Consider the following 22,459-nt stretch of genomic DNA (forward strand, 5'->3'; position numbering starts at 1 on the left):
TATGAGGAAGATGGGAAAGTAAGAGATCGTATTTCCCACCCTTCCGGTTGCCAACTGCCAACTGCCAACTGCCAACTGCCAACTGCCAACTGCCTTCCATTAAAAATACAACTATGCTTTGGCCCTACGTCACTCCTGGTATCCCAGACGATTTATTTGAACGTTTACCGGGAATTCCCATGAGTAAGCGAGAAGTTCGACTGCTGTTAATCTCCCACCTGCGGCTGCAAGCAGACTCAGTGGTGTGGGACATCGGTGCAGGTACTGGTACCATCGCCGTAGAAACAGGTTTGCTGTGTCCCAAAGGTCGGATTATCGCCGTGGAAAGGGACGAAGAAGTAGCAAGCTTGATTCGCCGAAATTGCGATCGGTTCGAGCTCAACAACGTAGAAGTCATAGAAGGGAGTGCCCCGGAATGCCTCGAAAATCTCTCCCAACCCCCCCACCGAGTCTGCATCGAAGGAGGGCGCCCCATTAAAGCCATTCTCCAAGAAGTCTGGCGGTACTTGCAGCCCCGCGGTAGAGTTGTCGCCACAGCATCGAATTTAGAAAATCTTTACGCCCTTTCTGAAGGGTTCGCCGAGTTACAAGTCCGCAATATCGAGGTAGTCCAGTCCGCTGTCAACCGCTTGGAGACTCGGGGCTTGAGTCAAACCTTTGCCGCCGTCAATCCCATCTTTATTCTCAGCGGCGAAAAGCTAGATTAGTCCTGCCGTCGGGCCGTCATCAGTCCTGCCGTCGGGCCGTCATCAGTCATTAGACTGAGATATTCCCACACCACATCATCTTTGATGTGGGCCTGGACGCTGTATGACTGAGAATCAAACACTAAATGCAATTCTTAACCTTTTTTACGTTCGCTTAACGTTCATACTTAGAATAAGGGCGACCATAGCTGGATCGATCGCCTGAGTTGAAATTTTGGATCGCCAGTTGGGGATGGGGGACGAGCCTGTACCTTAATCATCCTTGCATCCTTGCATCCCAAATCGACTGACCCTGCCCAAAAAACAAAATTTTAGACTAAGAGTTCAAACTCCAGATTCATCTGTGGACTAAATCTCAAATCTCAAATCTCAAATCTCAAATCGACTGACCCGCCGCCGTCTGCTGTGAGAAATTCATTTTATGCCTTGGTCTCGTATCCTGAGTGGAATAGTTGCGATCGTCCTTGCTTTGGGAATGATTATTATGGGGGGATGGTACTTCACCCTCGGCTTTGGCGTCATCGTCTACCTCGGTCAATTGGAATATTTTCAATTAGCCCGGGCTAAAGGCATTGCACCCGCTGCCAAAACTACCTTAGTTGTCAGTCAAGGCCTGCTAATTACTGCCGCCCTAGCACCGCAACTCGTAGACGCCATGTTCCCCCTAGCCGGAACCTTAATCTGTTTCTACCTGTTGTTCCAACCTAAATTATCAACGATCGCCGATATTGCCTCCTCAATTTTAGGATTGTTCTACGGCGGTTATTTGCCCAGCTATTGGATACGGCTGCGAGTCGGCCTCGATCCAGCCAATCTGGCTACAACCCAATTTTCGCAATTAGTAGCAAGCAATTTGCCCGTTAACATTTACTCGTCGCAGTCTTGGACAAGTTCCAGCAACATATCTTTAGGATTGACTTCGCTGCTGGTAGCTTTCCTCTGCATCTGGGCCGCTGACATTGGCGCTTATTTTGTAGGCAAATTCTTCGGCCGCACTAGCCTCTCCCACATCAGCCCCAAAAAAACCGTTGAAGGTGCCGTATTTGGAGTTTGCGGCAGCATCGCCGTGGCCGCCGCCTGGTCTTGGTATTTACAATGGCCCGGGTGGCCCTATACTGGGGCTGCTTTTGGTCTGTTGATTGGCGTTGCTAGCCTGTTGGGAGATTTAACTGAGTCGATGATGAAGCGAGACGCCGGCGTTAAGGATTCGGGACAGTTGATTCCCGGTCACGGCGGCATTCTCGATCGCACAGACAGTTATGTTTTTACCGCACCCTTAGTCTACTATTTTGTGACTTTGCTATTGCCCGCGATCGACTCTTTTTTAATTAATCGGTAATTGGGAATTGGGAATTGGGCGAAGCGAAGCCCAGGGATGGGGATCCGTGGGCATGGGGATCCGTGGGCATGGGGATCCGTGGGCATGGGGCATAGGAATTTGGAGGCTCTGCCTCCGGGTATGTATTCCCAGGCTCTTCCTGGGAACCAGGTTACAGCCAACAGCCAACAGACAACAGTCAACAGACAACAGACAACAAACAACAGACAACAAACAACAGACAACAATCAACAGCTAACTAACTAAGGCAAAACTCTAATTGATCCCCGACAAACAATCTCCCCCGGACTCAAAATTAACTCCTTAATATCGACTTCCGGCCCGAAATCAATGTTAAAACCATTGAAATTATCAGTCTTTAATTCTTGATTAATTTCAATTTCCGGTGATTCAAACATCAATTCGCGACCGCTAGCAATCCGCAAACCAGTCCGCAATACCAAAGGAATTTGCGTACCCCCAGCGCCCAAAATTATCGCCGAAAGCGTCAACTTCGCCGCCTCAATTTTTATCTGCGAATTTTGCAACTTTAGCGACTTTTCCCCATCAGTCAGCGGCAACATTGGCAGCAAAAAATCACTCAAAGCATCAGCCAGCAAAGGCGCTTTCAGCGACGCATTCAAATCCGCTTGAGAGAGCCTCAAAACGCCGCTCACGGGAACCGATTCGAGCAGGCGCACTTTTTTGCCTTTGAGAGCTTGACCGAGGTTGATGCGAAGGCCACAGCCCTCTATGGCAACTTCTGTTAAGTGTAATCCTTTATACACGGCACCGCGAGCGGCTGCCGTTACTTTGGGGATTGCACCGCTGAAAATTTGTCGATCGCTCCCCTCAATTTTCACCTTCAACTCATCAACCTGCTGAACTTGCGATCGCAGCAACAACTGCACCGCCGGAGACAGCACCGAGCTCGCGATCCGGCTGCCTTGACTCGGCCGCGGTGTTCCCCCGTGCTCGTCGAGATTGGCAGTCCCAGGAGAGCTGGCAGTGCTAGCTATATCGTCAAATAACAGAGAGTGGCGATCGACAGTCATAAACAATTTCAAAATACAAACCTTAACATTCAAGCACAAAAATTTAACTATGACTGGCGCATCCGACCTCACAAAGCCGGTTTCTGCATAGAGATATCGCCGTCAACCTCGGATTTTCCGCGATCGCCGGGTTGACGATCGCAACTCCTAAATCACTCCAGAAGCCGAAATCTGGCATCAGCAACGCCTGAATCAGCAAAATTCTCACCCTTTCCCCCCTCAGGCTTTCTCCTGAGTTCGCCAGTTGTGCGATCCCGAGGGAAATTTCGCGATCGAGCGTATAAAATTAACCAGCAGTACCGGTTTTATGGTAGTGTTGGTTCATGGTCGTGTCAAACCAACAAATCTCAAACCAGCAACAAACCAACGGTGCAGGCAATAGCCTGTGGCAAGTCTTTTACTCGTAGTTTTTGCACAACATTCAAGGTTATCCCATAACGACAATCTGCACCGGGCGCAACGCCCTGTAAGGATTGGTTAGCAAGCATTAGAATTTATTCCCAACCAGGAATTGAGCATTGGTAGCATCGGTTAATCCATTAACCCTGTCGTATTTCCTCCCCCCACCGCTCGCGTGTTGGGGCTTTCCACACTCCCGTCATGTCTGATGAAAGGCTGCAAAAAATCCTCGCCCAGTGGGGCATTGCCTCTCGCCGTCTTGCAGAACAGATGATTTTAGCTGGACGAGTCCGAGTTAATGGCAATATTGTTCATTTAGGACAAAAAGCAAATCCCGATCGCGATTTCATCGAAGTCGATGGAGTCCCAGTGAAACCAACGGATCGACCGGCAGAGGTCTATCTGTTGCTCAACAAACCCGCAGGCGTAGTTTCTACTTGCAGCGATCCCAAGGCCCGATCGAAAGTTCTCGACCTGCTGCCGCCCAAACTGCGCTCTGGTCAAGGCATCCACCCCGTAGGACGCTTAGATGCAGATTCCACAGGCGCCCTCTTGCTCACCAATGATGGTAAGCTGACATTTTGTTTGACCCATCCGCGTCACTCGATCGCCAAAACTTATCAGGTTTGGGTAATCGGCGATCCTCCGGAACCCATACTGCAAGCGTGGCGTCAGGGCATCATCTTGTCCGGCCGCAAGACTTTACCCGCGCAAGTTAGAATTCTCGATCGCGCGCGAGACCAAACTCTGTTAGAAGTAATTCTATCAGAAGGGAGAAACCGACAGATTCGGCGCACCGCCGAGCAGTTAGGATATCCCGTGGTACGACTGCACCGCACAGCCATTGGCCCGATTCAATTGCAGCCCCCCGCTGGGCAAATATTGAGACCGGGCTGCTACCGACCCCTAGAAGATTCAGAAATTATTTTTTTATGGAATCTAGTCAACCTAACATCAATAAGCGTGCCAGTGAATCCCCAGGATCACAGCATATGACAAAGAATTTATTGTTTTTATTCTCCCAAATAACTAAGAAGAAACAGCACTCCCAAGAGCCAGAAACACCTCAGAAGAAACTAGCGGCAATAGGATCTCAACTCCGCCAGTACCGCGAACAGCAGTCGATTTCTTTGGACAAAGTAGCGGTGGTAACAATGATTCGGCGGAATCTGCTGCAAGCCATTGAGGACGGCCAACTCGACCAACTCCCCGAACCAGTTTACACTCAGGGTTTGATCAAGCGGTACGCCGAAGCAATGGGTTTGGACGGAGCTCAGTTTGCCGACTTTTTCCCGATCGAACCGCCGCCGCGATCTACTTCCAAGCTATCCTGGCAAAATGTGCCTCAGTTGCGGCCGATGCACCTGTACCTTTTTTACACATTTCTAATTATCTGTTCAGTCAATGGCTTATCTAATGTGATGGGCAGTTCTCTGACAGCAAAAAATGGTGCCGGAGCCAAAGAACTAGCGCTTGGGGAGCAAGAACAAGCTCGTTTATTGGCCCAGAGCGCCGCCTCAAAAAATCAGAAAGCGGATAGTTACCATGCTGTGGAAGCAACAAGAACAGGTCAAAATTTAGATAAATCTGGCAATAAACCAGTGATGGTTAGCATCACTTTTAAGGCAGAATCCTGGATGAAGATTGAAGTTGATGGCAAACCCGAGTTTGAGGGAACTGTGCCTTCAGGAAATGTGCGCACATGGCAAGCCGAAAACAAATTGGTAGTTCTGGCTGGTAACTCCGGTGGGGTAATGATTGCTGTTAATAACGGACAAGCCGAACTACTCGGAACTCCTGGAGTCCCCAAAGAAGTTGTTTTTACAGCAGACGAACTCAAGCCTTCAGCCCAGCCCAAAAATCAAGGTTAATCGGGAATCGGGAATCGGTAATCGGGAATAGTTAATCGCTGGCAGTCCACAGCTTTTAATTACAATTTCCGTCTTTATTTACTCAGATAGTGCCTCCGAGAACCACCACAATAAGATTAGTTTGTAGTGAGGACTTTAGTCCTCTGATTATGAGGACTAAAGTCCTCACTACAAACAGTTTTTATTACCCGTAAGTAACGGGACACGATCTGATTACCGATTACCAATTACCAACTACCAACTACCCATTTTTGTTCAATTTCTCTGGGGAGCGCGCCCGCAGATGTAAGTCATGGTTTTGAGCCGATCGCGCACCTCCCAATTCAAAGCTTCGCCCCGATAGCGCCAGCCCCAATTTCCCTCTGCTTTCCCCGGAAAATTCATCCGCGCGTCCGTATCCAAACCCAACAAATCTTGAAACGGCACAATTGCCAAATTAGCAATAGAAAACCAACCCATGCGGATTAAAGACCAGTGAATTCCTTGGGGATCGATGCAGCCCAAATAACGCAAAACCTCATCTCTTTCGTAGTTTTGCAGTTGATTGAACCAGCCGACAGTCGTGTCGTTGTCGTGGGTGCCCGTGTAAACTACGCAGTTGCGATCGTAATTGAAAGGCAAAAAAGGATCGCCTGGGCCCGCGCCGAAAGCAAACTGCAAAATCTTCATTCCCGGAAACTCGAAGCGATCGCGCAAAGCTTCCACTTCCGGAGTAATTACCCCCAAATCTTCAGCGATAATCGGCAAATTACCGAACTTCTCGTTAATTACCTCAAACAAAGCCGTTCCCGGCGCATTAATCCACTCTCCCTCCATCGCAGTTTCCTGCCCGCGCTTCACCGCCCAGTAAGCGTCAAATCCTCGAAAGTGGTCGATCCGAGTCACGTCTACATAAGCGAAAATCGCCTCAAAACGCTGCACCCACCACTGAAAATTAGTTGCTTCCAAAGCCTCCCAATTGTAAACAGGATTGCCCCACAATTGACCTGTTGCGCTGAAGTAATCCGGGGGAACTCCCGCCATTAAAGCTGGTTCTCCGCTTGCTTCATCCAAACAAAATAAATCAGGATGCGACCACACATCTGCGCTGTCGTGAGCTACATAAATCGGAATGTCACCAACAATTTTAATGTCGCGCAGGTTCGCATAGCGTTTCAACTCTGTCCACTGGCGGAAAAACTCGAACTGGACGTATTTGTAGTAATAAATCTCAGTATTTAGCTGCTGCCGCCACTTGTCTAGCGCCTCCGGTTGGCGCTGCGCAATTTCTGGTTCCCAAGTGTGCCAGCTCGTGCCGTTGAAGCTGTCTTTTAGTGCCATAAATAAGGCATAATCTTCCAGCCAAGTCGCTTTGCTCTCGCAAAAAGCCGAGAATTCTCTTTGCTGCACCGGCGATGCTTTCGCTTTGAAGTTTTCGCAGGCTTTTTTGAGCAGGGGTATTTTGTGCGCGATCGCGCGATCGAATTCTACTGTATCGAGGGGAAATTCCGGCCCATGAGCTAAATCTTCATCGCTTAGCAATTGCTCGTCCCGCAGCATTTCCGGGCTCAGCAGCAGCGGATTTCCTGCCATTGCTGAATAGCACGAATAAGGAGAATTGCCGTATCCTGTCGGGCCCAGCGGCAATATCTGCCAGTATTGCTGGTCGCTTTCTACTAAAAAGTCAATAAAGCGATATGCTTCTATTCCCATGTCCCCAACGCCGAATCGGCTGGGAAAAGATGTCGGGTGGAGTAAAATGCCGCTAGCTCGGGGAAAAAGCATAATCTATCTAAAGATATAGGAGTTAAACATTGACAATTTGACCGATATTCCCTACTGGTTAAACTTCGCAGTTTTCCGGGAGATTTTCAGGGCAAATACTTTTGTGATTGTCTCATATTTTCTGCGGGAACGTGTTTGCTAAATATTTGTATTGCAATCTCATCACCACTGCTGAGCAGAGCGGAAAAAATCAAGATCCCCACTGACGCGCGGGGCCCAATGTAGCCAATTGGGTTCTATTACCCAGGAGCGCTTGCTACTAAATATTTTGGTCGATCGCACCCGGTTTCTGCGCAATCGTTTCTTTATAACTTTTCTTGGGCTTTCGCCCTATCTGTCTGGAGTCGTAAATTGCCATCGAGGGCCAAACATCAGCCATCGCTCTCCTGAGAGCCAACGCAAAAATCAGCCGGCTGTTTTTGTATCTCCAGAAACAGTCGGCTGCGAAATTACGGGTGAAGATGCTGAGTTTAAGTTTCCTTGTTCAACAACTTCTCCACTTGTTTGAGAGCTATAGCGCCGACGTTGTACGCAGCCCAGCCGCCCGCCAACAAGACGGGACTCAATACTATTAGTATGCGCCAGTCAAAATCCATGAGTTCTCCTCCTAAAGTTTTTTAACAAATTCTCATAATCTATTTGTATCTCATTTTGTCGCCATTCTCCTGACTCCTTAAGCAAATATTGTCGCCGAAAAAGTTCCTCCACAGCACTAGCCATCGCCCTTGCAGAACATCGCGCCGCAGGAATTGAACTCGCAACTGGCTGCCGTGAGGCCGTGAGGCACGCAGCGTCACCGATTATCCCACAATCTGTTTGGCAATCCCTTCCACCACCTTAGTTAGAGGGTCCTTAGGGAAGTGCAGGGCAAACACCCCCTTGCTGGCGAGCAGCATCATCTTGTCGCTGTGGGGCAGCACCCCTGCAACTGGGATGTTGTAAATACTCTCTACTTGTCGCTTCAAATCCTCGAAATCCAAGGATTCTGGGGCTTTGTTGATCGTCATCAAAATCTTCGGAACTTCCAATTTGCGCGCCACATCTACCGTGACAGCAGTTCCCTGAAAATCTTGCTGATCCGGACGCAGAATCAGCAGCAGAATGTCGGAAATGGTAATGCTGAGCAGGGTTTCTTCGTTGAGCCCCGGGTGCGTGTCGATAAATAGGTAGTCTAAGTTCAGAACGTCGATCAGTTCTTGAAAGCCGTCGGTAAGCAGCCCCACGTCGTAGCCTTCCCGCAAAACTCGCGCTATCTCCCCTGCTTTAATGCTCGAAGGAATGAGGTAGAGGCTGCCGTTAGTGGCTAATTTTGGCAGCAGCGAATTCACATTGTAGGCCGTATCCGAGATCGGACACCTGCCCCACAGGTAATCGTTCAGGCAGCGATCCATGTTGCTCTCGCTGAAACCGAACAGCACGTGAATCCCAGGCGATTGAATGTCTGTGTCCACAATGGCGACCCGATGTCCGCCGCGAGCGATAATAGCTGCCAGGTTTGCTGTCGTGTTAGATTTGCCAGTTCCACCCCGGTAAGAGTGGACAGAGATGATTTTGGACATGATATGCGTATTGCAAAGATTGAACAATTATCTATTTAAGTCTAGTCATTTATTGACTTTCAAGTTCTTGAGATGCTTGACTTTTATATAGACAGGTTGATGATTTATGTCCTCTATAGGTGTGAACCCTGCTTAGCTGCGAAGTCTGCAATCAATCAGACTCTATAAACTAAGGAATTAATCAGAGGCGTACAAGACAGTAGTCTACAACTAAAAGCAATCTCAACAACCTTATTCGTCTCGATATAGACGGCGTAGTAGTTCGCCCAGTAGCCGTAACAGCCTACAAACGGAATGTAAGTCATCGGAACCTCCGAGAAAGCCCGTCGCTTTTAGCGCGGGGAGGGATAGGAGGCGAGTGAGGAGTCTCACCCCAACCGAAACCGACAATCGTTAGATATCGGCAGGGATGGGTGAGCGACGAATGAGCAATAAATCTATGCATGGCAAAAATAACTTGTTGTTGGTTAACTTTCGCTATATAATGGTGATCTCAGCGAAAGCAATGTTTATGTACTTAACTCAGAAAAACCAACTACGCGACCTTGACAAAGCCGAATTCTTGGCGCTCAGAGAGTTGTGCAGGCTGAGTAAGAACCTCTACAATGTGGGTCTTTACACCGTTCGCCAATACTTTTTTGAAGAACGTAAACACTTGCGCTATGAGTCGGCTGTGCGTACTCTGCCAAAAAAATGAGAACTACCAAGCCCTCAATACAGACATTGCACAGCAAACATTGAAGGTGGTAGATCGAACCTTTAACAGCTTTTTGGGACTGATTAATGCGGTCAATTCTGGCACTTATCAACAGAAGGTAAGACTTCCTCACTACCAGCCCAAAGATGGGTATTTCGTGTTGATAATCCCTCGGATTAAAGTCAAAGATGGAAGGTTTAAAGTACCGATGTCCTATGCTTTTTAAAAGCAATTTGGAGAGATAGTAATTAACTTTCCACAACGACTCGACCCCGATACTATAGCCTTTCTCAGAAAGATGAGGTACTTGACGGGCAAACCGGCCAAACCGGCCAAACCGGCCAAACCGCGCATACCTCACCACGCTTGAGAACCGCTATATCAAAGAGGTTCGGAATCACCCTAAATACGATGCTCGATTCTTCGAGGTTGAGTAGATCTCTAAAAGTGCCAATGAACCCTCCGAAACGATTGCTGGTACTTCTCTGGCGCTCGATCTTGGATTGGACAATCTGGCAACTTGTGTTGACACCAATGGGGCATCCTTTATTGTGGATGGTCGCAAACTTAAATCTATTAACCAGTGGTTCAACAAGGAAAATGCTAGACTGCAATCTATCAAAGATCGACAGAAGATAGAAAAACTTACCCTGGTCAGGCTCGTCTGTATATCAATCGTAGCAACCAAATCAGGGATTACCTGAATAAAGCTGCAAGACTGATAATCGACCATTGCGTTAATACTAAAATTGAATGCTTGATTGTCGGATTCAACCTGGGGATGAAGCAAGATATCAATCTGGGTCGTCGCACCAATCAAAACTTTGTCCAGATTCCCTTTTATACCCTGAGAAATAAACTTAGAACTCTCGGCGAGCGATCGGGGTTGAAATACAAGGAGCAGGAAGAATCTTACACATCTAAATCCTGTTTTTTGGATGGCGATGAGTTGCCTGTCTACAATGCCGATCGGCCAGCTACTTACCAGTTTTCGGGTAAGCGAGTTAAGCGTGGATTGTATCGGAGTAAAGAAGGACATTTGATTAATGCTGACGCACAAGGCGCGGCGAATATCGGACGCAAAAGTAAGCAGAATGGTTTTACCGGACTGTAAGCGAGGCTGCGAAAGCACAGCCGTTACGACTCAAAGTCTACTGAGGCTTTATTTTCTTAAGAATCCCCGTCCGTTTTACGGCGGGGAGTGTCAAATTTGACTATATGTTCTGCAACTATGAGGGTAAGAAACTGCGATCGTCAATGATCGTGCAATTCCAAATGCCGTCGAGTTGTCTGTCATTCTTCCTTGCCCCCCAAATCCTCCTTGTCTGTTAAACTATCAATCTTTTCATCTTTGAGCCTCTTTTCTTCGCTCCTGCGCTGTCGCATCTGTTTTGCTTTGGCTTGCAAATCGCTGAACTCCTCCTCGGGCTTGGTTTCGGTTGAACTAGCACCGAAGCCGGCATCGATCGCGATCTCCGTTTTTGAGCCGCTTTCCGATGCAGTCGCGGCGGCGCGCTGCTTCTGCTTTTTGACTGTTTCCTGCAACTGAGCCAAGTATTCGTCTGTCTCACTTTCGGCCTTGGGAAGCTCTGCGGCACCGTCCGTTATTTCTTGGGGCTCCGAAGGTGCTTTTTCAGAGGTTTCGTTTTTGCTATTCCTCAGTTGCTCTGTCTTTCGCTGCAAGTCTTTAAAGAAATCAGATTGTAGAATTTCTGCGACTTCCTGTTCTTTTTTAGCTTGGTCTATTTCAATTTTGAAGACTTGTTTTACTCGATCGCTAATTACCTTACCATATCCAGCTTTATTAAATCTGTCTGCTGATACAATGCTGCCACCCGTTACGATTAATGCTAAGGCTGGCCCTGCCACAGGCACCCACCCTCCCAGCATAAAAATCCCAAAGCCACAAGCAAAACACCCGGACAACGTCGCTCCGAATGTCAGCGCCAACCGCGCTGGGTGAGCCATCCGCGATGCCACGGTTCCTCCCACAATTGACCATCCCGAAATCCACAGGATTTCTACCCATTCCGGCCAAAACCAAAACAGAGGTCTGTTGTCTAAAACAGCACTCAAAATTTGGCTAATTACTTGTCCGTGTACCACGATACCCGGCATAAACTGGTTGTTTTGCTGTCGCGCACTGTAAGGAGTATAAAAGAAATCTCTCACGGTTTCTGTGGTGTAACCGATGAGAACTATTTTATTTTTAACTAACTTTGGGTCAATTTTACCATCTAAAACATCCGTAATTGTGACTTGGTTTGCGACTTGCCTCCTGGAACGATAGTTAATTAGTATTTGATATCCCCTGACATCGGCATTTGTATATCCTCCGTCATTGCTTTTTAGTTGTTTTAATTGGGTTTTTCCCAGCCATAAAGATTGATCGGGCGCCAGTTGGGGAAATATTTTTTGCCCTTGCAGGTAGCGGAGTGTTAGCTGGAGGTTGAAGGAAGCTAAAACTTGAGAACTATCATTACACAGATGTTTTTCGGTGGAATATCTACCCTCAATTTTCGGCGGTTTCATAAATAATAAAGCCTTGCGCAGTATGCCGCCCGGATCGACTCCGAAGTCGGCAAATCCCACCCGGTTTTCTGGTATTCCCGGCGGAGGCGGAGAACCGGGATTGTCCGGGCCCCCGTTGGTGACTAAACATACCCCGATAATTCGATCGCTTTTTTGTAAAACTTTAGTTAATTCCTTGCGCCCGTCTCCTAAAGGTACGTCTCGCAGTATGTCTAAACCGATGACTGCCGGCTGCATTTTGTCCAGTTTTTGTAAGATTTCAGCTATTTTGCGATCGGATATTGGCCACTGTTTCAGTTTCTGAATGTCTCCTTCGGTAATCCCCACCACTAGCAAGCGCGAGTCTGGCTGTTCATCGGGACGCCACCTCAGCATTTGGTCGTAAGCGCTGATTTCTAATGGCTCGAGTATTCCTAGGTGTCGGGCCCCCATCAAGGAGAATGTTACTGCCGCGCTGGCAATTAATACAGACCTAGCAAAGAAGAGTGATGGTTTATACATTTGACTCAATTGAGCCGCTGCCGATCGAATTTTGTTAGATATTTTACTCATGATCCCAGCATAAAAGTTTGAGTCGTTTCACAGAACAGCAGTTGTTTCGCACGGCCGCCTGGGCGAGACTTCCTCCATCTTAGGACACCGCGAAACGGAGGCCGCTTTGTAACAAAATTTTACAGTTCGCCGCGAGTGAATGTGCCTGCAATCCTACTCGCGAGCTCGACCGCTGGATTTTCCGTCCCGAAAATCCACTTGCCGATCGCATTAATTAATGTTATTGATGATATGTCAAGGTTCCAATTGTGTATCTGGGCGCTCGAATCGAGGCTCAAAAATATTTGTCGCCACCAGGGGATACCTGTGTTGGCAACATTATAATCAAAGGTACAAAAAAATGAAACGTTTTATACATGGAGCTATACTTGCGATCGCCGTAGCTGCGATCGCAGCTACCGTCCCCAGTTCACTGGCCCGAGTGCGGGTACAATCCCAGCCGATGGTGCTGAGTCAGAATGTTAATTTTCAGCCTCCCGATGTCACAGCCCCCGGCAACCGACAAGCAGGGGCACATCGCGGCAGCAAGCTTTGTCCTGCCGATTTATCTATTACTCCTTTAGTGCCTCCAACTAATATCGGTTTAACCCTCACAGAGTCTCCCACAATTTTTGTCTACGTTCCTCAAACCTCGGCAGATATAGAGTTTACTTTGCTGACTGAAAACGAGGACAAAGTAATTTACGAAAAAACATTTAAAGTTGAGGAATCCGGGATTGCGGGAATTAGCATTCCTGCTACGGGCGACAACAACAAATCCCTGGAAGTTGGCAAGCGATACCTGTGGTCGTTTTCGATGATTTGCTCCCCAGAAGACCGATCGGCAGATTCAGTGGTTAAAGGGTTCGTGCAGCGCATAGCACCCCAGCCAACTCTCAACAGCGATTTGGCAAATTCCGACCCCATGACTAGGCTCAACGTTTACGCCAAAAATGGGATTTGGTACGAAACTCTCTCTACTTTAGCCGAATTGCGGCGCCAGACACCGGGGGATGCCAGGCTGACGGCCAAGTGGACGCAATTGTTGCAGTCCCAAGGACTGGAATCAGTCGCAGCTCAACCGCTGGTTGGGCCTCTTTGAAGCTTGCTATTGCTTGAACTTTGGTCGGTTTTATGATGGCGATGTGAAAAATCACAAATTTACCCGATCGCGCCCGGGGTGAAAACTCCGGGCTAACATTAGAGATACGATAGAGATACGATCGATAATATCTCTACAAGTTGGTGAAAAAATGAAACGTTTTATATATTTGGTTGCCATTGCAATAGCTGTATTTGCGATCGCACTTAGTCTCCCCAGTTTGCTGCCACCGATGCAGGCTGTGCCTGCCCCAATTCTCCTGAGTCAGAATGTTAATTTCAAACCCCCAGATGTTACAGCCCCGGGCAACCGGGTACCGGCAGCCCATCGAGGCCCTGCTTGTCCGAATTATTTATCTATTACTCCTTTAATACCTGAAATTAAAGTTGGTTTAACCCTTGCAGAGTCGCCAAAATTCTTTGCCTACGTTTCTCACCCTTTAAGTCTAGTCGAGTTTATTTTGCAAACTGAAGATGGCAAAGGAACCGAGGTTTACAAAACTACTTTCAAAGTAGACAAACCAGGGATAGTTGAGGTCAGTATTCCTGAACAAGGATCTCGCCAAAAGTCTCTTGAGGTTAACCAGCGATATCAGTGGTCGTTTTCGGTGGCTTGCGCTCCTGACGATCGCTCTGCGGATTATTGGGTTCCAGGGTTCGTACAGCGAATTGAACCGCAGGAAAGTCTCAAAAAGGATTTGGCAAATCCCGACCCTATGGCCAGGGCGATCGCTTATGCTAGAAATGGGATTTGGTACGAGACTCTTGCTACTTTAGCGCAAATGCGACGAACAGCACCCGATGATTCCCGGCGAAGAGCACAGTGGACGCAATTTTTGCAGTCCCAAAAACTAGAATCAGTTGCCGATCAACCGCTAACTCAGTCTTTTTAAGCCTCCCTATTTTTCAAGGATTTGTCTTGTTCTTCTTCCGAAGATTATGAAGATTGACAAATTAAGTCGATCGCCCGCGCTTGATTCCCACTCCTAGCGAGGAGTAAAAATGAGAACGCAAATTTTAGTAGAGGTGGTGAAAAAATGAAACGTTTTCTAGATATGGCTGCACTGGCGATCGCTGTATTTGCGATTTCCGTGACTCTCCCCAGTTTGCTGCCACCGATGCAGGCTGTGCCTGCACCAATTCTCCTGAGTCAGAATGTTAATTTCCCAACTCCCGATGTCACAGCCCCAGACAACAGGCAATCGGCGACGCATCGAGGCGATGCTTGTCCTGCCGATTTATCTATTACTCCTTTAATACCTAAAAGCAATGATGGTTTAACCCTAGCAGAGTCGCCAAGATTCTTGGCTTACGTTTCTTACCCTTCGACTCAAGTCGAGTTTACTTTACAAGCTGATGATGGAAAAGGAATAGAGGCTTACAAAACTACTTTCAAAGTAGACAAACCAGGGATAGTTGAGGTCAGTATTCCTAACAAAGGGGAGAGCAAAAAATCTTTGGAGGTTAACCAGCGGTATCAGTGGTCGTTTTCCGTGGCTTGCAATGACGATCCGTCGGGAAATTATTTTGTTAAAGGGTTTGTGAAGCGCATTGAACCCGAGGAAACTCTCAAGAAAAATTTGGCAAATCCTGACCCTATGGCCAGGGCGATCGCTTATGCTAAAAATGGGATTTGGTACGACACTCTTGCTACTCTAGCACAAATGCGGCGAAGAGCACCGGATGATGCGAGTCTGAAGGCCGAGTGGACGCAATTGTTGCAGTCCCAAGGACTACAATCTGTTGCCGATCAACCGCTAGTTCAGTCTTTTTAAGCCTACCTATTTTTCAATGTTTTGTCTTGTCCTTCTTCCTAGGATATGAATATTGACAAATTAAGCCTATAGCCACTGAGATTCAAACTCCTAGTCAGGAGTAAAAATGCCTAGCCCAAAATTATTTTATTGGTCCAAAAAAATGAAACGTTTTCTACATTTTACTGCACTGGCGATCGCTGTATTGGCGCTCTCCGTTACTCTCCCCAGTTGGCTCCCACCGATGCAGGCCGTGCCCGCACCAACTCCCCTGGGTCAGAATGTTAATTTCACACCCCCAGATGTCACAGCCCCCGAGAACCGGCAAGGGGGAGCCAGTCGAGGCTGTCAGTTGCGCGAGGGTTTATCTATTACTCCCTTAATACCTGAAAGCAATATTGGCTTAACCCTCACAGAGTCGCCAACATTTTTTGTATATGTTTCTCAACCTGCGGCTCAAGTAGAGTTTGTTTTGCTAAACGAAGATGAATCCGAAGTAGTCTACGAATCTAGTTTAAAAATTGACAAAGCCGGAATTGTGGGAGTTAGCCTTTCTGACAAAGGCCAGACCAAAAATATTGAGGTAGGTAAGCGATATGTGTGGTCATTTGCACTAGCTTGCGATCCTCAAGAGCGATCGGGAGATTATATTGTTAAAGGATGGATGCAGCGAATTGAACCGCAGGGAACTCTCAAGAGCGATTTGGCAAATCCCGACCCGAGGGCGAAGCTAATTGCTTATGCTAAAAATGGCATTTGGTACGAGACTCTTGCTACTCTAGCCCAAATGCGCAGTCGCGCACCCAATGATGCGAGTCTCAGGGCCGAGTGGACGCAATTGTTGCAGTCTCAAAAACTAGAATTGCTCGCCGATAAACCCCTAGTTCAGTCTTTTTAATCCTCCCGATTGCGATCGTCGGCTCCCTTTGTCTTTCTTCCTAGGATCTGAAGATTGATAAATTAAGCCGATCGCCCGCTGCGATTCAAACTCCTAGGGATGAGTAAAAATGGCAGCCCCAACCTTCCTGCTATCTGGTTAAAAAATGAAACGTTTTGTACGTGGGGTTGCACTGGCGATCGCCGTATTGGCGATCGCACTTACTCTCCCTAGTTGGCTGTCACCGATGCAGGCCCAGTCTCCGCCAATTCTCCTGAGTCAAAATGTTAATTTCCAACCCCCGATGTAATAGTTCCCGACAAGGGGGGACTGATAAAACTTCGCTGTTCACCCTGTCCGGCGGATTTATCTATTACTCCTTTAGTCCCTCCAACTAATATCGGTTTAACCCTAGCAGAGTCGCCGACATTCTTTGCCTATGTCTATCCCAATTCAACTCAAGTCGAGTTTATGTTGCAAGCTGACGATAGCAAAGAAACCGAGGTTTACAAAACTACTTTCAAAGTAGACAAACCCGGGATAGTTCAGGTCAGTATTCCTAAAAAAGGATCTCGCCAAAATTTTATTGAGGTTAACAAGCGATATCAGTGGTCGTTTGCGGTGGCTTGCCATGAGGAGCGCTCTGGGGATTATTATGTTATAGGATTCGTGGAGCGAATTGAACCAAAGGAAACTCTGAAGAAAGCTTTGGCAAATCCCGACCCTATGGCCAGGGCGATCGCCTATGCTAAAAATGGGATTTGGTACGACACTGTTTCTACTCTAGCCCAAATGCGGCGAAAAGCACCCAATGATGCGAGTCTGAAACTAGAGTGGACGCACTTGTTGCAGTCGCAAAAACTCGACTCGATTGTGGATAAACCGCTAGTTCAGTCTTTTTGAGCGAGACTATTCACCTAAATTCCCAATCTAAAATCTAAAATCTAAAATCTAAAATCGATTGATGACTAATAACTTTCCAACAATTCTAGCCCTTGACTTTGACGGTGTTATTTGTGACGGACTAATCGAATATTTTGAAACAGCTTGGCGCAGCTACTGTCAAATCTGGAAACCAATCGAAATAGTCCCCGATGCAGATTTAGCTTCGAGTTTTTACCGAGTGCGGCCAGCCATTGAAACCGGTTGGGAAATGCCGCTGCTGATTCGCGCCCTGCTGACAGGAATTACGGAAGAGCAAATTTTGCTAGATTGGCCGAATATTGTCCCGGATCTATTGACTGAAAATAATTTGAAAGCCCAGTCAATCGGCGCGATGTTAGACGGACTGCGCGACAATTGGATTGCTGAGGATTTAGATGGATGGCTGTCTTTGCACCGCTTTTATCCCGGAGTAGCCGATCGCCTGCACTCGTTACAGGAGAGTTCGGTCAAAGTCGCGATCGTCACAACCAAGGAAGGCCGTTTTGTGCGGGAACTCTTGCAGCTAGCGGGCGTACAAATGCCGTCGGAGTTGATTTTTGGCAAGGAATACAACAAGCCGAAACACCAAATATTGCGGGAATTTTTGGCAGCTTCTGGCAAAGATACGACTATTTGGTTTGTGGAAGACCGGTTAAAAACTTTGCTCTCGGTGAAGCAGCAGCCGGATTTATCTCAGGTGAAGTTGTTTTTGGCTGATTGGGGTTACAATACTTTGGCAGAACGGGAATCTGTGGCTCTAAATCCACCCGTTCAATTGCTTTCTCTGTCGCAGTTTGCCGGAGATTTTGCCGATTGGCTGCCTGACGAATGTTAATGCTAGACTTGTTTGCAGGTAGGATTTTTTGCTTTTCACAATCAAAAAAAATCCTCAAGATTTTTCATTTTTTTGGTTGACTTTCTTGCAATTGACATGGTATTCTTTAATAATGGGATGGTTGCGAAAATAATATTTTTGAACAGATTCCGATTATGATATAAATATAACAGAAATTTCCCAAAAAATCAAGGATATCGACAAAAAAAATCGATTTTTTCAGGTCGATGACCCAGTAATAAAATAGGTTCGTAGTGAGGACTTTAGTCCTTCTTGTCCCGAGGACTTGCATTCCGAACGCTCGAACCTCTAACTTAATAAAATAGGTTCGTAGTGAGGACTTTAGTCCTTTGCTTTTTGCGGACTAAAGTCCTCACTACGAACCTCTCACTTAATTGAGAATTGCTATATTTAGGGTTAAAACCAATGCTAGATTTAACTAAAGCAGCCAAGGCAATGCAGGGGATGAGCCAACATTTGAATGTGGAAGCTTTGGCGGCTCGCCAGCGTTTGCAAGTGGCTCAGAATTTGCTGGAAAAGGCGGCGGTAGACCAGGAAAATTTGGTAGAATTGCAAGAGAGTTGGAGCGATCGCACTTTATTCAATGCAGCCACGCCGATCGAGCCATTGTCCGATCGCACTTACATCACCGCACCGCCCGCCGCCCACACAGTCTTCGCCACAGACGGATCGCAAATTTCGCCCAGCCATCACGAAATCGCCTACTGTTACTTAATCAACGTCGGCATTGTCATGCTGCACTACGGGCAAAGTCGCCACCCAGTATTAGACAGCGTGCCCGAAGTTTTCTACAAACCAGAAGACTTGTATGCTTCGCGACAGTGGGGAATTAGAACCGAAGAGTGGATGGGGTACCGTCGCGCCGTTTCCGAAGCTATCGCCCTCGCAGAAATCGGCTGCAATTGGGCAAAAGCTAACGATAATCAACTGCCGGCGCCAACTTTAGCAATGGTAGACGGTTCCCTGATTTATTGGTTTTTGGAACAGTTACCTAGCGAAGCGCGCGATCGAATTTTGCAGCCAATTTTAGAAGCTTGGGATAAATTGCGCCTCGCCAAAATCCCCCTATTAGGATACTTGAGCGCTTCTCGCAGCACCGAAAGCTTATCTTTTTTGCGGTTTCAAGCTTGCACCCACGAAGTACCAGACTGCATGACAAACTGCCCCAACGTCGGATTTTCCGCCACCAGTGCTTTCGACGAAAAAGCACCTTGTCAAGAATTTGAACCCTTGCGAGATGCCGTCTTGTGGGCCACAATCCTGCTACCCGGACAAAGAAGCCCGTTGTGGAAATCCCACGCTCGAATTTTAGATTTATACGGTGTCAATCCCATCTATTTTTGTTACGTTCACGTGGGTACAGAAATTGCTAGAATAGAAGTGCCAGAATGGGTAGCACAAGATAATACAGAGCTAGATTTAGCCTTAGGAATGATGCTAGCTCAAGTACACAAAGGTGGCGGCTATCCCGTGACGCTAGCAGAAGCCCACAACCAAGCAGTAGTCACCGGGGGCGATCGAAGTAGCTTTTTCGCTTTGTTAGAGCAGCAAATGATTAAAGCAGGTTTAAAAAATGTGGGAATTTCTAATAAGGAAACCCGGAAGCGCGGCAGTATTGCTTAAATTAAAAATTAGAGTTAAAAATGTTATATGCCAATAGAGTTAATCATCTTAATTGCTTCCTTACTGGTATCTTGGCTGGTATTTAATTGGGCATTTAAAGTATTGAAAGCCAGCATCGGCACGGCGATTTCTATAGCAGCTATTGTGCTGGCGATGCAGTTATTGTTTGGCATCGGGCCAAACCAGCTTTTTCAACACATAACTCACCTGCCACAAACCCTTGGAAAAATAATTTTTGGCAAATGATCCGATTTAAAACTTGAGATTTAAAATGGCAGTGGCAACATATATACAGCAGTTTTTAGCAATATGAGGTACAGTCTGGCGTGGGGCATGGGGCATGGGGCATGGGGCATGGGATTGCCCCGTGTACCTCATAAACCTGCAATCTGCTGTATCGCGAGCAGTATGATATCGTGTCTGCTCGAAAAATCACGATAAAAACGGTTCGTAGTGAGGACTTTAGTCCGCATCCGGGAAGGACTAAAGTCCTCACTACGAACCAATATTATTAGTGTCTAACTTCCGAGCATTTGCAATTTGTACAAACTAGCATACAAACCTTCTTGCTGCAACAATTCTTCATGGCTGCCCGACTCTACTAACTGCCCGCGTTTGAGTACCAAAATGCGATCGACAATCACGATAATATTAGTTCGTAGTGAGGACTTTAGTCCTCAGAAAGAAGGACTAAAGTCCTCACTACAAACCTTTTTTATTACTGTCTAACTTCCCAGCATTTGTAGCTTGTACAAACTGGCATACAAACCTTCTAGTTGCAACAACTCTTCATGGCTGCCAGATTCTACTAACTGCCCGCGTTTGAGTACCAAAATGCGATCGACATTTCGGATAGTCGAGAGCCTGTGAGCAATGATTATCGCCGTTCTGTCCGCCATCAAACGCTCCAGAGCCTCTTGAATCAAAGCTTCTGTCCCCACATCCAAACTAGCAGTCGCCTCGTCGAGAACTAAAATACTGGGGTTGCGAATAGCCGCGCGAGCAAACGCTAACAATTGCTTTTGTCCCCCCGAAAGATTGGTTCCCCTCTCCCGCAATTGCGTGTCATAACCCTGAGGTAACTCTTCAATTAAACGAGCAACATTTGTCTTTTCTGCTGCTGCGTGAATTTCCTCCATCGAGTAACTTTCGCCCAGGCTAATATTGCTCTTCACATCACCCGCAAATAGAAAGCCATCTTGAATAATCACCCCTACGTGTCTCCGCAATTCCGCTTGAGGCAAATCGCGAATATCCACATGATTAACCAAAATCCTGCCTCGCGTGGGCTCGTAAAGGCGGCACAGGAGACGGATAATCGAACTTTTTCCCGCACCCGTAGGGCCGACTAATGCTACTTTTTCGCCCGATTTGATGGTAAAATTGAGGTCTTGCAAGACATATTCATTCTCTTTGTACGCAAACCACACATTGTCAAATTGGATTTCTCCGGATGCGGCTTGCTTTGATTCAGCAGGGACAACTAGCGATTTTTGATTGTTAGCTGATAGGCGATATTCAGAACTTACAGGAGTTTGATTATCCTCTACCAATTCTTCCTCATTTGAAGATAAATTATAGGCAAAAGCCTCTGGATGACCGGCAATCAGCAGCGGTGAATAATATCCCCTTCTTCCCTCTTCCCTCTTCCTAACATCCGCTACATCCGTTACATCCGTTACAAAATCTGCTGCCGAACTTTCTTCCTGCTTCCCGCTAGTTGGATCTTTAATTTCGATCGGTTCGTTAAGAATATCGCTAATCCGTTCTACAGCGGTAAATCCTGCTTGAATAGCCGTAAATTTCTCGGCAAATTGGCGCAGCGGATCGAAGAGACGCTGAGCAAATAAAATAAATGCCGACAGAGTACCAAAGTTAAGAGTACCTTGCAGAACATTTTGACCGCCCATCCACAAAACGGCTGCAATCGCCACTAAAGCAATCCATTCTAATGTCGCAGATACGGCTGAGTCGTAAAAAATCGTTTTATCAACGGCTTTAATGTAGCGTTTGTTTGTGACATTAAACAATTCTGAGTTGAATCTTTCGCGGCGGAATAGCTGCACAACGCCAATACCAGTTAGGTTTTCTTGCAGTTGGGCGTTGAGATCCGAAAGTTCTTCTCTGGTAGTGTAATTGGCGATGCGATATTGGTATTGGAAATAAATTATCAGGGCGGTAATTGGTATCATCATCGTTACCAACATTAAAGCTAGTTGCCACTGCATGGTAAACATGAAAATGGCAATTACTAAAATAGAAAATAAATCGCTGACAATTCCGATCGCCCCGCCGGAAAATACTTCCCCCAAAGCTTCTACATCGCTGGTGAGGCGAGTCATCAATTTACCGACGGGAGTGCGATCGAAAAATCTCACTGCTAGCGATGTGACGTGAGCGAACAAATCATTTCTAATATCAGTAGTAATAATTTGCCCTACTTTGGTGACTAAATATCCTTGAACTGATTGCAGTGCCAATCTAAATGTTATAGTTAGCATCAGCAATACTGCCAAAACATTTAATGCAGCAGATAAAGGCAATCCTCGCAAGAATTCATAGGTAGGTTCCGCTCGAATTGCCGAAATTGCCTGTCCGATGAGAATCGGTTGAATTGCTCCTGAGACTGCTAGCGGTACTAATAGTGCGATCGAAATAATCAGCAAGCGTTTGCTGCGGGTTGCGTAAGATGCCAACCTCATGAATAACCGCCAGTCTGTTTCGCGGCGGGGTTCTTTTGCGGTGTCTGTTACTGGTGAGGAAATGGTCATTTACAGGAAAACTGGTATAATACATCCAATTAATAATTGTAACAAAGAGAATCAATATTTTAGACCTCTCCAAAAAACTAAGTCTAGAACAGTCAGGATGCCTGTTCCACAAGAATTATT

At 46.9% G+C, this 22,459-nt stretch carries 25 protein-coding genes; 18 read left to right on the top strand and 7 right to left on the bottom strand.

Annotated features, from left to right (window positions below; all coding sequences use genetic code 11):
• Nucleotides 1-113 precede the first annotated feature (113 nt).
• The 3 genes from cbiT to QUB64_RS14475 all read left to right on the top strand — a co-directional run bounded on the left by cbiT (nucleotide 114) and on the right by QUB64_RS14475 (nucleotide 2,292).
• Nucleotides 114-707 (top strand): precorrin-6Y C5,15-methyltransferase subunit CbiT, encoded by a 594-nt coding sequence (gene cbiT / locus QUB64_RS14465; protein ID WP_333274907.1) that lies wholly within the window; start codon nucleotides 114-116, stop codon nucleotides 705-707.
• A gap of 421 nt (nucleotides 708-1,128) precedes the next feature.
• Nucleotides 1,129-2,046, top strand: coding sequence for a phosphatidate cytidylyltransferase (locus QUB64_RS14470; protein WP_333274909.1), 918 nt, complete (start codon nucleotides 1,129-1,131; stop codon nucleotides 2,044-2,046).
• Nucleotides 2,047-2,130: 84 nt separating this feature from the next.
• On the top strand, nucleotides 2,131-2,292 hold the full coding sequence (locus QUB64_RS14475; protein ID WP_333274911.1) for a hypothetical protein: 162 nt from the start codon (nucleotides 2,131-2,133) through the stop codon (nucleotides 2,290-2,292).
• Here the strand turns inward: QUB64_RS14475 and QUB64_RS14480 are convergent.
• Complete coding sequence (locus QUB64_RS14480; RefSeq protein ID WP_333274914.1) at nucleotides 2,289-3,080, bottom strand: LmeA family phospholipid-binding protein; 792 nt, start codon at nucleotides 3,078-3,080, stop codon at nucleotides 2,289-2,291. The two genes, QUB64_RS14475 and QUB64_RS14480, sit on opposite strands and share 4 nt — an antisense overlap.
• 600 nt (nucleotides 3,081-3,680) lie before the next feature.
• Between QUB64_RS14480 and QUB64_RS14485 the strand changes: the two genes are divergently transcribed.
• Nucleotides 3,681-4,475 (top strand): pseudouridine synthase, encoded by a 795-nt coding sequence (locus QUB64_RS14485; RefSeq protein ID WP_333274916.1) that lies wholly within the window; start codon nucleotides 3,681-3,683, stop codon nucleotides 4,473-4,475.
• Nucleotides 4,472-5,350, top strand: coding sequence for a helix-turn-helix domain-containing protein (locus QUB64_RS14490; RefSeq protein WP_333274920.1), 879 nt, complete (start codon nucleotides 4,472-4,474; stop codon nucleotides 5,348-5,350). The genes QUB64_RS14485 and QUB64_RS14490 overlap by 4 nt, the downstream gene beginning before the upstream one ends.
• A 255-nt stretch (nucleotides 5,351-5,605) precedes the next feature.
• On the opposite strand, the gene malQ is transcribed toward QUB64_RS14490, so the two are convergent.
• The 3 genes from malQ to QUB64_RS14505 form a co-directional block, all read right to left on the bottom strand.
• Entirely contained in the window at nucleotides 5,606-7,114 is a 1,509-nt protein-coding gene (gene malQ, locus QUB64_RS14495) for a 4-alpha-glucanotransferase (protein WP_333274923.1), read from the bottom strand.
• Nucleotides 7,115-7,584: 470 nt separating this feature from the next.
• Nucleotides 7,585-7,710 carry a photosystem II protein Y gene (locus QUB64_RS14500; RefSeq protein WP_332945121.1) on the bottom strand — a complete coding sequence of 42 codons (126 nt, stop codon included), beginning with the start codon at nucleotides 7,708-7,710 and terminating at the stop codon, nucleotides 7,585-7,587.
• Nucleotides 7,711-7,914: 204 nt separating this feature from the next.
• Nucleotides 7,915-8,673 carry a MinD/ParA family ATP-binding protein gene (locus tag QUB64_RS14505; protein WP_333274926.1) on the bottom strand — a complete coding sequence of 253 codons (759 nt, stop codon included), beginning with the start codon at nucleotides 8,671-8,673 and terminating at the stop codon, nucleotides 7,915-7,917.
• A gap of 638 nt (nucleotides 8,674-9,311) precedes the next feature.
• Between QUB64_RS14505 and QUB64_RS14510 the strand changes: the two genes are divergently transcribed.
• The 3 genes from QUB64_RS14510 (at nucleotide 9,312) to QUB64_RS14520 (ending at nucleotide 10,484) form a co-directional block, all read left to right on the top strand.
• Nucleotides 9,312-9,596, top strand: a complete 285-nt coding sequence (locus QUB64_RS14510; protein ID WP_333274930.1) for a hypothetical protein — start codon at nucleotides 9,312-9,314, stop codon at nucleotides 9,594-9,596.
• A gap of 277 nt (nucleotides 9,597-9,873) precedes the next feature.
• Nucleotides 9,874-10,074 carry a transposase gene (locus QUB64_RS14515; RefSeq protein ID WP_333274934.1) on the top strand — a complete coding sequence of 67 codons (201 nt, stop codon included), beginning with the start codon at nucleotides 9,874-9,876 and terminating at the stop codon, nucleotides 10,072-10,074.
• Nucleotides 10,075-10,094: 20 nt separating this feature from the next.
• Nucleotides 10,095-10,484, top strand: a complete 390-nt coding sequence (locus tag QUB64_RS14520; RefSeq protein WP_333275003.1) for a zinc ribbon domain-containing protein — start codon at nucleotides 10,095-10,097, stop codon at nucleotides 10,482-10,484.
• Between the two features lie 179 nt (nucleotides 10,485-10,663).
• On the opposite strand, the gene QUB64_RS14525 is transcribed toward QUB64_RS14520, so the two are convergent.
• Nucleotides 10,664-12,454, bottom strand: coding sequence for a CHASE2 domain-containing protein (locus tag QUB64_RS14525; RefSeq protein ID WP_333274936.1), 1,791 nt, complete (start codon nucleotides 12,452-12,454; stop codon nucleotides 10,664-10,666).
• A gap of 340 nt (nucleotides 12,455-12,794) precedes the next feature.
• Between QUB64_RS14525 and QUB64_RS14530 the strand changes: the two genes are divergently transcribed.
• The 10 genes from QUB64_RS14530 (at nucleotide 12,795) to QUB64_RS14575 (ending at nucleotide 20,009) form a co-directional block, all read left to right on the top strand.
• Complete coding sequence (locus tag QUB64_RS14530; RefSeq protein ID WP_333274939.1) at nucleotides 12,795-13,535, top strand: DUF928 domain-containing protein; 741 nt, start codon at nucleotides 12,795-12,797, stop codon at nucleotides 13,533-13,535.
• Nucleotides 13,536-13,686: 151 nt separating this feature from the next.
• Complete coding sequence (locus tag QUB64_RS14535; RefSeq protein WP_333274942.1) at nucleotides 13,687-14,427, top strand: DUF928 domain-containing protein; 741 nt, start codon at nucleotides 13,687-13,689, stop codon at nucleotides 14,425-14,427.
• A 144-nt stretch (nucleotides 14,428-14,571) separates the two neighbouring features.
• Nucleotides 14,572-15,309 carry a DUF928 domain-containing protein gene (locus tag QUB64_RS14540; RefSeq protein ID WP_333274945.1) on the top strand — a complete coding sequence of 246 codons (738 nt, stop codon included), beginning with the start codon at nucleotides 14,572-14,574 and terminating at the stop codon, nucleotides 15,307-15,309.
• Nucleotides 15,310-15,451: 142 nt separating this feature from the next.
• Nucleotides 15,452-16,186: a DUF928 domain-containing protein gene (locus QUB64_RS14545; RefSeq protein WP_333274948.1), complete on the top strand. Its 735-nt coding sequence runs from the start codon at nucleotides 15,452-15,454 to the stop codon at nucleotides 16,184-16,186.
• 145 nt (nucleotides 16,187-16,331) lie between these two features.
• The gene (locus QUB64_RS14550) at nucleotides 16,332-16,475 is read left to right on the top strand and encodes a hypothetical protein (RefSeq protein WP_333274950.1); all 144 of its coding nucleotides are present in this window, start codon (nucleotides 16,332-16,334) and stop codon (nucleotides 16,473-16,475) included.
• A gap of 89 nt (nucleotides 16,476-16,564) precedes the next feature.
• Nucleotides 16,565-17,068 carry a DUF928 domain-containing protein gene (locus tag QUB64_RS14555; RefSeq protein WP_333275006.1) on the top strand — a complete coding sequence of 168 codons (504 nt, stop codon included), beginning with the start codon at nucleotides 16,565-16,567 and terminating at the stop codon, nucleotides 17,066-17,068.
• A gap of 61 nt (nucleotides 17,069-17,129) precedes the next feature.
• Nucleotides 17,130-17,924 (top strand): HAD family hydrolase, encoded by a 795-nt coding sequence (locus tag QUB64_RS14560; RefSeq protein ID WP_333274953.1) that lies wholly within the window; start codon nucleotides 17,130-17,132, stop codon nucleotides 17,922-17,924.
• Nucleotides 17,925-18,350: 426 nt separating this feature from the next.
• Entirely contained in the window at nucleotides 18,351-19,568 is a 1,218-nt protein-coding gene (locus tag QUB64_RS14565; RefSeq protein WP_333274955.1) for a DNA double-strand break repair nuclease NurA, read from the top strand.
• Between the two features lie 27 nt (nucleotides 19,569-19,595).
• Nucleotides 19,596-19,814 carry a hypothetical protein gene (locus QUB64_RS14570; protein WP_333274958.1) on the top strand — a complete coding sequence of 73 codons (219 nt, stop codon included), beginning with the start codon at nucleotides 19,596-19,598 and terminating at the stop codon, nucleotides 19,812-19,814.
• A gap of 63 nt (nucleotides 19,815-19,877) precedes the next feature.
• Nucleotides 19,878-20,009, top strand: a complete 132-nt coding sequence (locus QUB64_RS14575; protein ID WP_333274960.1) for a hypothetical protein — start codon at nucleotides 19,878-19,880, stop codon at nucleotides 20,007-20,009.
• A 77-nt stretch (nucleotides 20,010-20,086) separates the two neighbouring features.
• Here the strand turns inward: QUB64_RS14575 and QUB64_RS14580 are convergent, their stop codons facing one another.
• Entirely contained in the window at nucleotides 20,087-20,212 is a 126-nt protein-coding gene (locus QUB64_RS14580; protein WP_333274962.1) for a hypothetical protein, read from the bottom strand.
• Between the two features lie 81 nt (nucleotides 20,213-20,293).
• Nucleotides 20,294-22,339 carry an ABC transporter ATP-binding protein gene (locus tag QUB64_RS14585; RefSeq protein ID WP_333274964.1) on the bottom strand — a complete coding sequence of 682 codons (2,046 nt, stop codon included), beginning with the start codon at nucleotides 22,337-22,339 and terminating at the stop codon, nucleotides 20,294-20,296.
• Nucleotides 22,340-22,459: the final 120 nt, after the last annotated feature.

Source organism: Microcoleus sp. Aus8_D2, assembly GCF_036702665.1.
Taxonomy (GTDB): domain Bacteria; phylum Cyanobacteriota; class Cyanobacteriia; order Cyanobacteriales; family Microcoleaceae; genus Microcoleus.

Bases quoted from the DNA above. Each gene is read 5' to 3' on its own strand.
- QUB64_RS14560 (WP_333274953.1), top strand. From the start codon at position 17,130: ATGACTAATAACTTTCCAACAATTCTAGCCCTTGACTTTGACGGTGTT.
- QUB64_RS14585 (WP_333274964.1), bottom strand. From the start codon at position 22,339: ATGACCATTTCCTCACCAGTAACAGACACCGCAAAAGAACCCCGCCGC.
- QUB64_RS14505 (WP_333274926.1), bottom strand. From the start codon at position 8,673: ATGTCCAAAATCATCTCTGTCCACTCTTACCGGGGTGGAACTGGCAAA.
- QUB64_RS14500 (WP_332945121.1), bottom strand. From the start codon at position 7,710: ATGGATTTTGACTGGCGCATACTAATAGTATTGAGTCCCGTCTTGTTG.
- QUB64_RS14490 (WP_333274920.1), top strand. From the start codon at position 4,472: ATGACAAAGAATTTATTGTTTTTATTCTCCCAAATAACTAAGAAGAAA.
- QUB64_RS14565 (WP_333274955.1), top strand. From the start codon at position 18,351: ATGCTAGATTTAACTAAAGCAGCCAAGGCAATGCAGGGGATGAGCCAA.
- QUB64_RS14475 (WP_333274911.1), top strand. From the start codon at position 2,131: ATGGGGCATAGGAATTTGGAGGCTCTGCCTCCGGGTATGTATTCCCAG.
- QUB64_RS14525 (WP_333274936.1), bottom strand. From the start codon at position 12,454: ATGAGTAAAATATCTAACAAAATTCGATCGGCAGCGGCTCAATTGAGT.
- QUB64_RS14530 (WP_333274939.1), top strand. From the start codon at position 12,795: ATGAAACGTTTTATACATGGAGCTATACTTGCGATCGCCGTAGCTGCG.
- QUB64_RS14535 (WP_333274942.1), top strand. From the start codon at position 13,687: ATGAAACGTTTTATATATTTGGTTGCCATTGCAATAGCTGTATTTGCG.
- QUB64_RS14550 (WP_333274950.1), top strand. From the start codon at position 16,332: ATGAAACGTTTTGTACGTGGGGTTGCACTGGCGATCGCCGTATTGGCG.
- malQ (WP_333274923.1), bottom strand. From the start codon at position 7,114: ATGCTTTTTCCCCGAGCTAGCGGCATTTTACTCCACCCGACATCTTTT.
- cbiT (WP_333274907.1), top strand. From the start codon at position 114: ATGCTTTGGCCCTACGTCACTCCTGGTATCCCAGACGATTTATTTGAA.
- QUB64_RS14480 (WP_333274914.1), bottom strand. From the start codon at position 3,080: ATGACTGTCGATCGCCACTCTCTGTTATTTGACGATATAGCTAGCACT.
- QUB64_RS14485 (WP_333274916.1), top strand. From the start codon at position 3,681: ATGTCTGATGAAAGGCTGCAAAAAATCCTCGCCCAGTGGGGCATTGCC.
- QUB64_RS14470 (WP_333274909.1), top strand. From the start codon at position 1,129: ATGCCTTGGTCTCGTATCCTGAGTGGAATAGTTGCGATCGTCCTTGCT.
- QUB64_RS14545 (WP_333274948.1), top strand. From the start codon at position 15,452: ATGAAACGTTTTCTACATTTTACTGCACTGGCGATCGCTGTATTGGCG.
- QUB64_RS14575 (WP_333274960.1), top strand. From the start codon at position 19,878: ATGAGGTACAGTCTGGCGTGGGGCATGGGGCATGGGGCATGGGGCATG.
- QUB64_RS14540 (WP_333274945.1), top strand. From the start codon at position 14,572: ATGAAACGTTTTCTAGATATGGCTGCACTGGCGATCGCTGTATTTGCG.
- QUB64_RS14570 (WP_333274958.1), top strand. From the start codon at position 19,596: ATGCCAATAGAGTTAATCATCTTAATTGCTTCCTTACTGGTATCTTGG.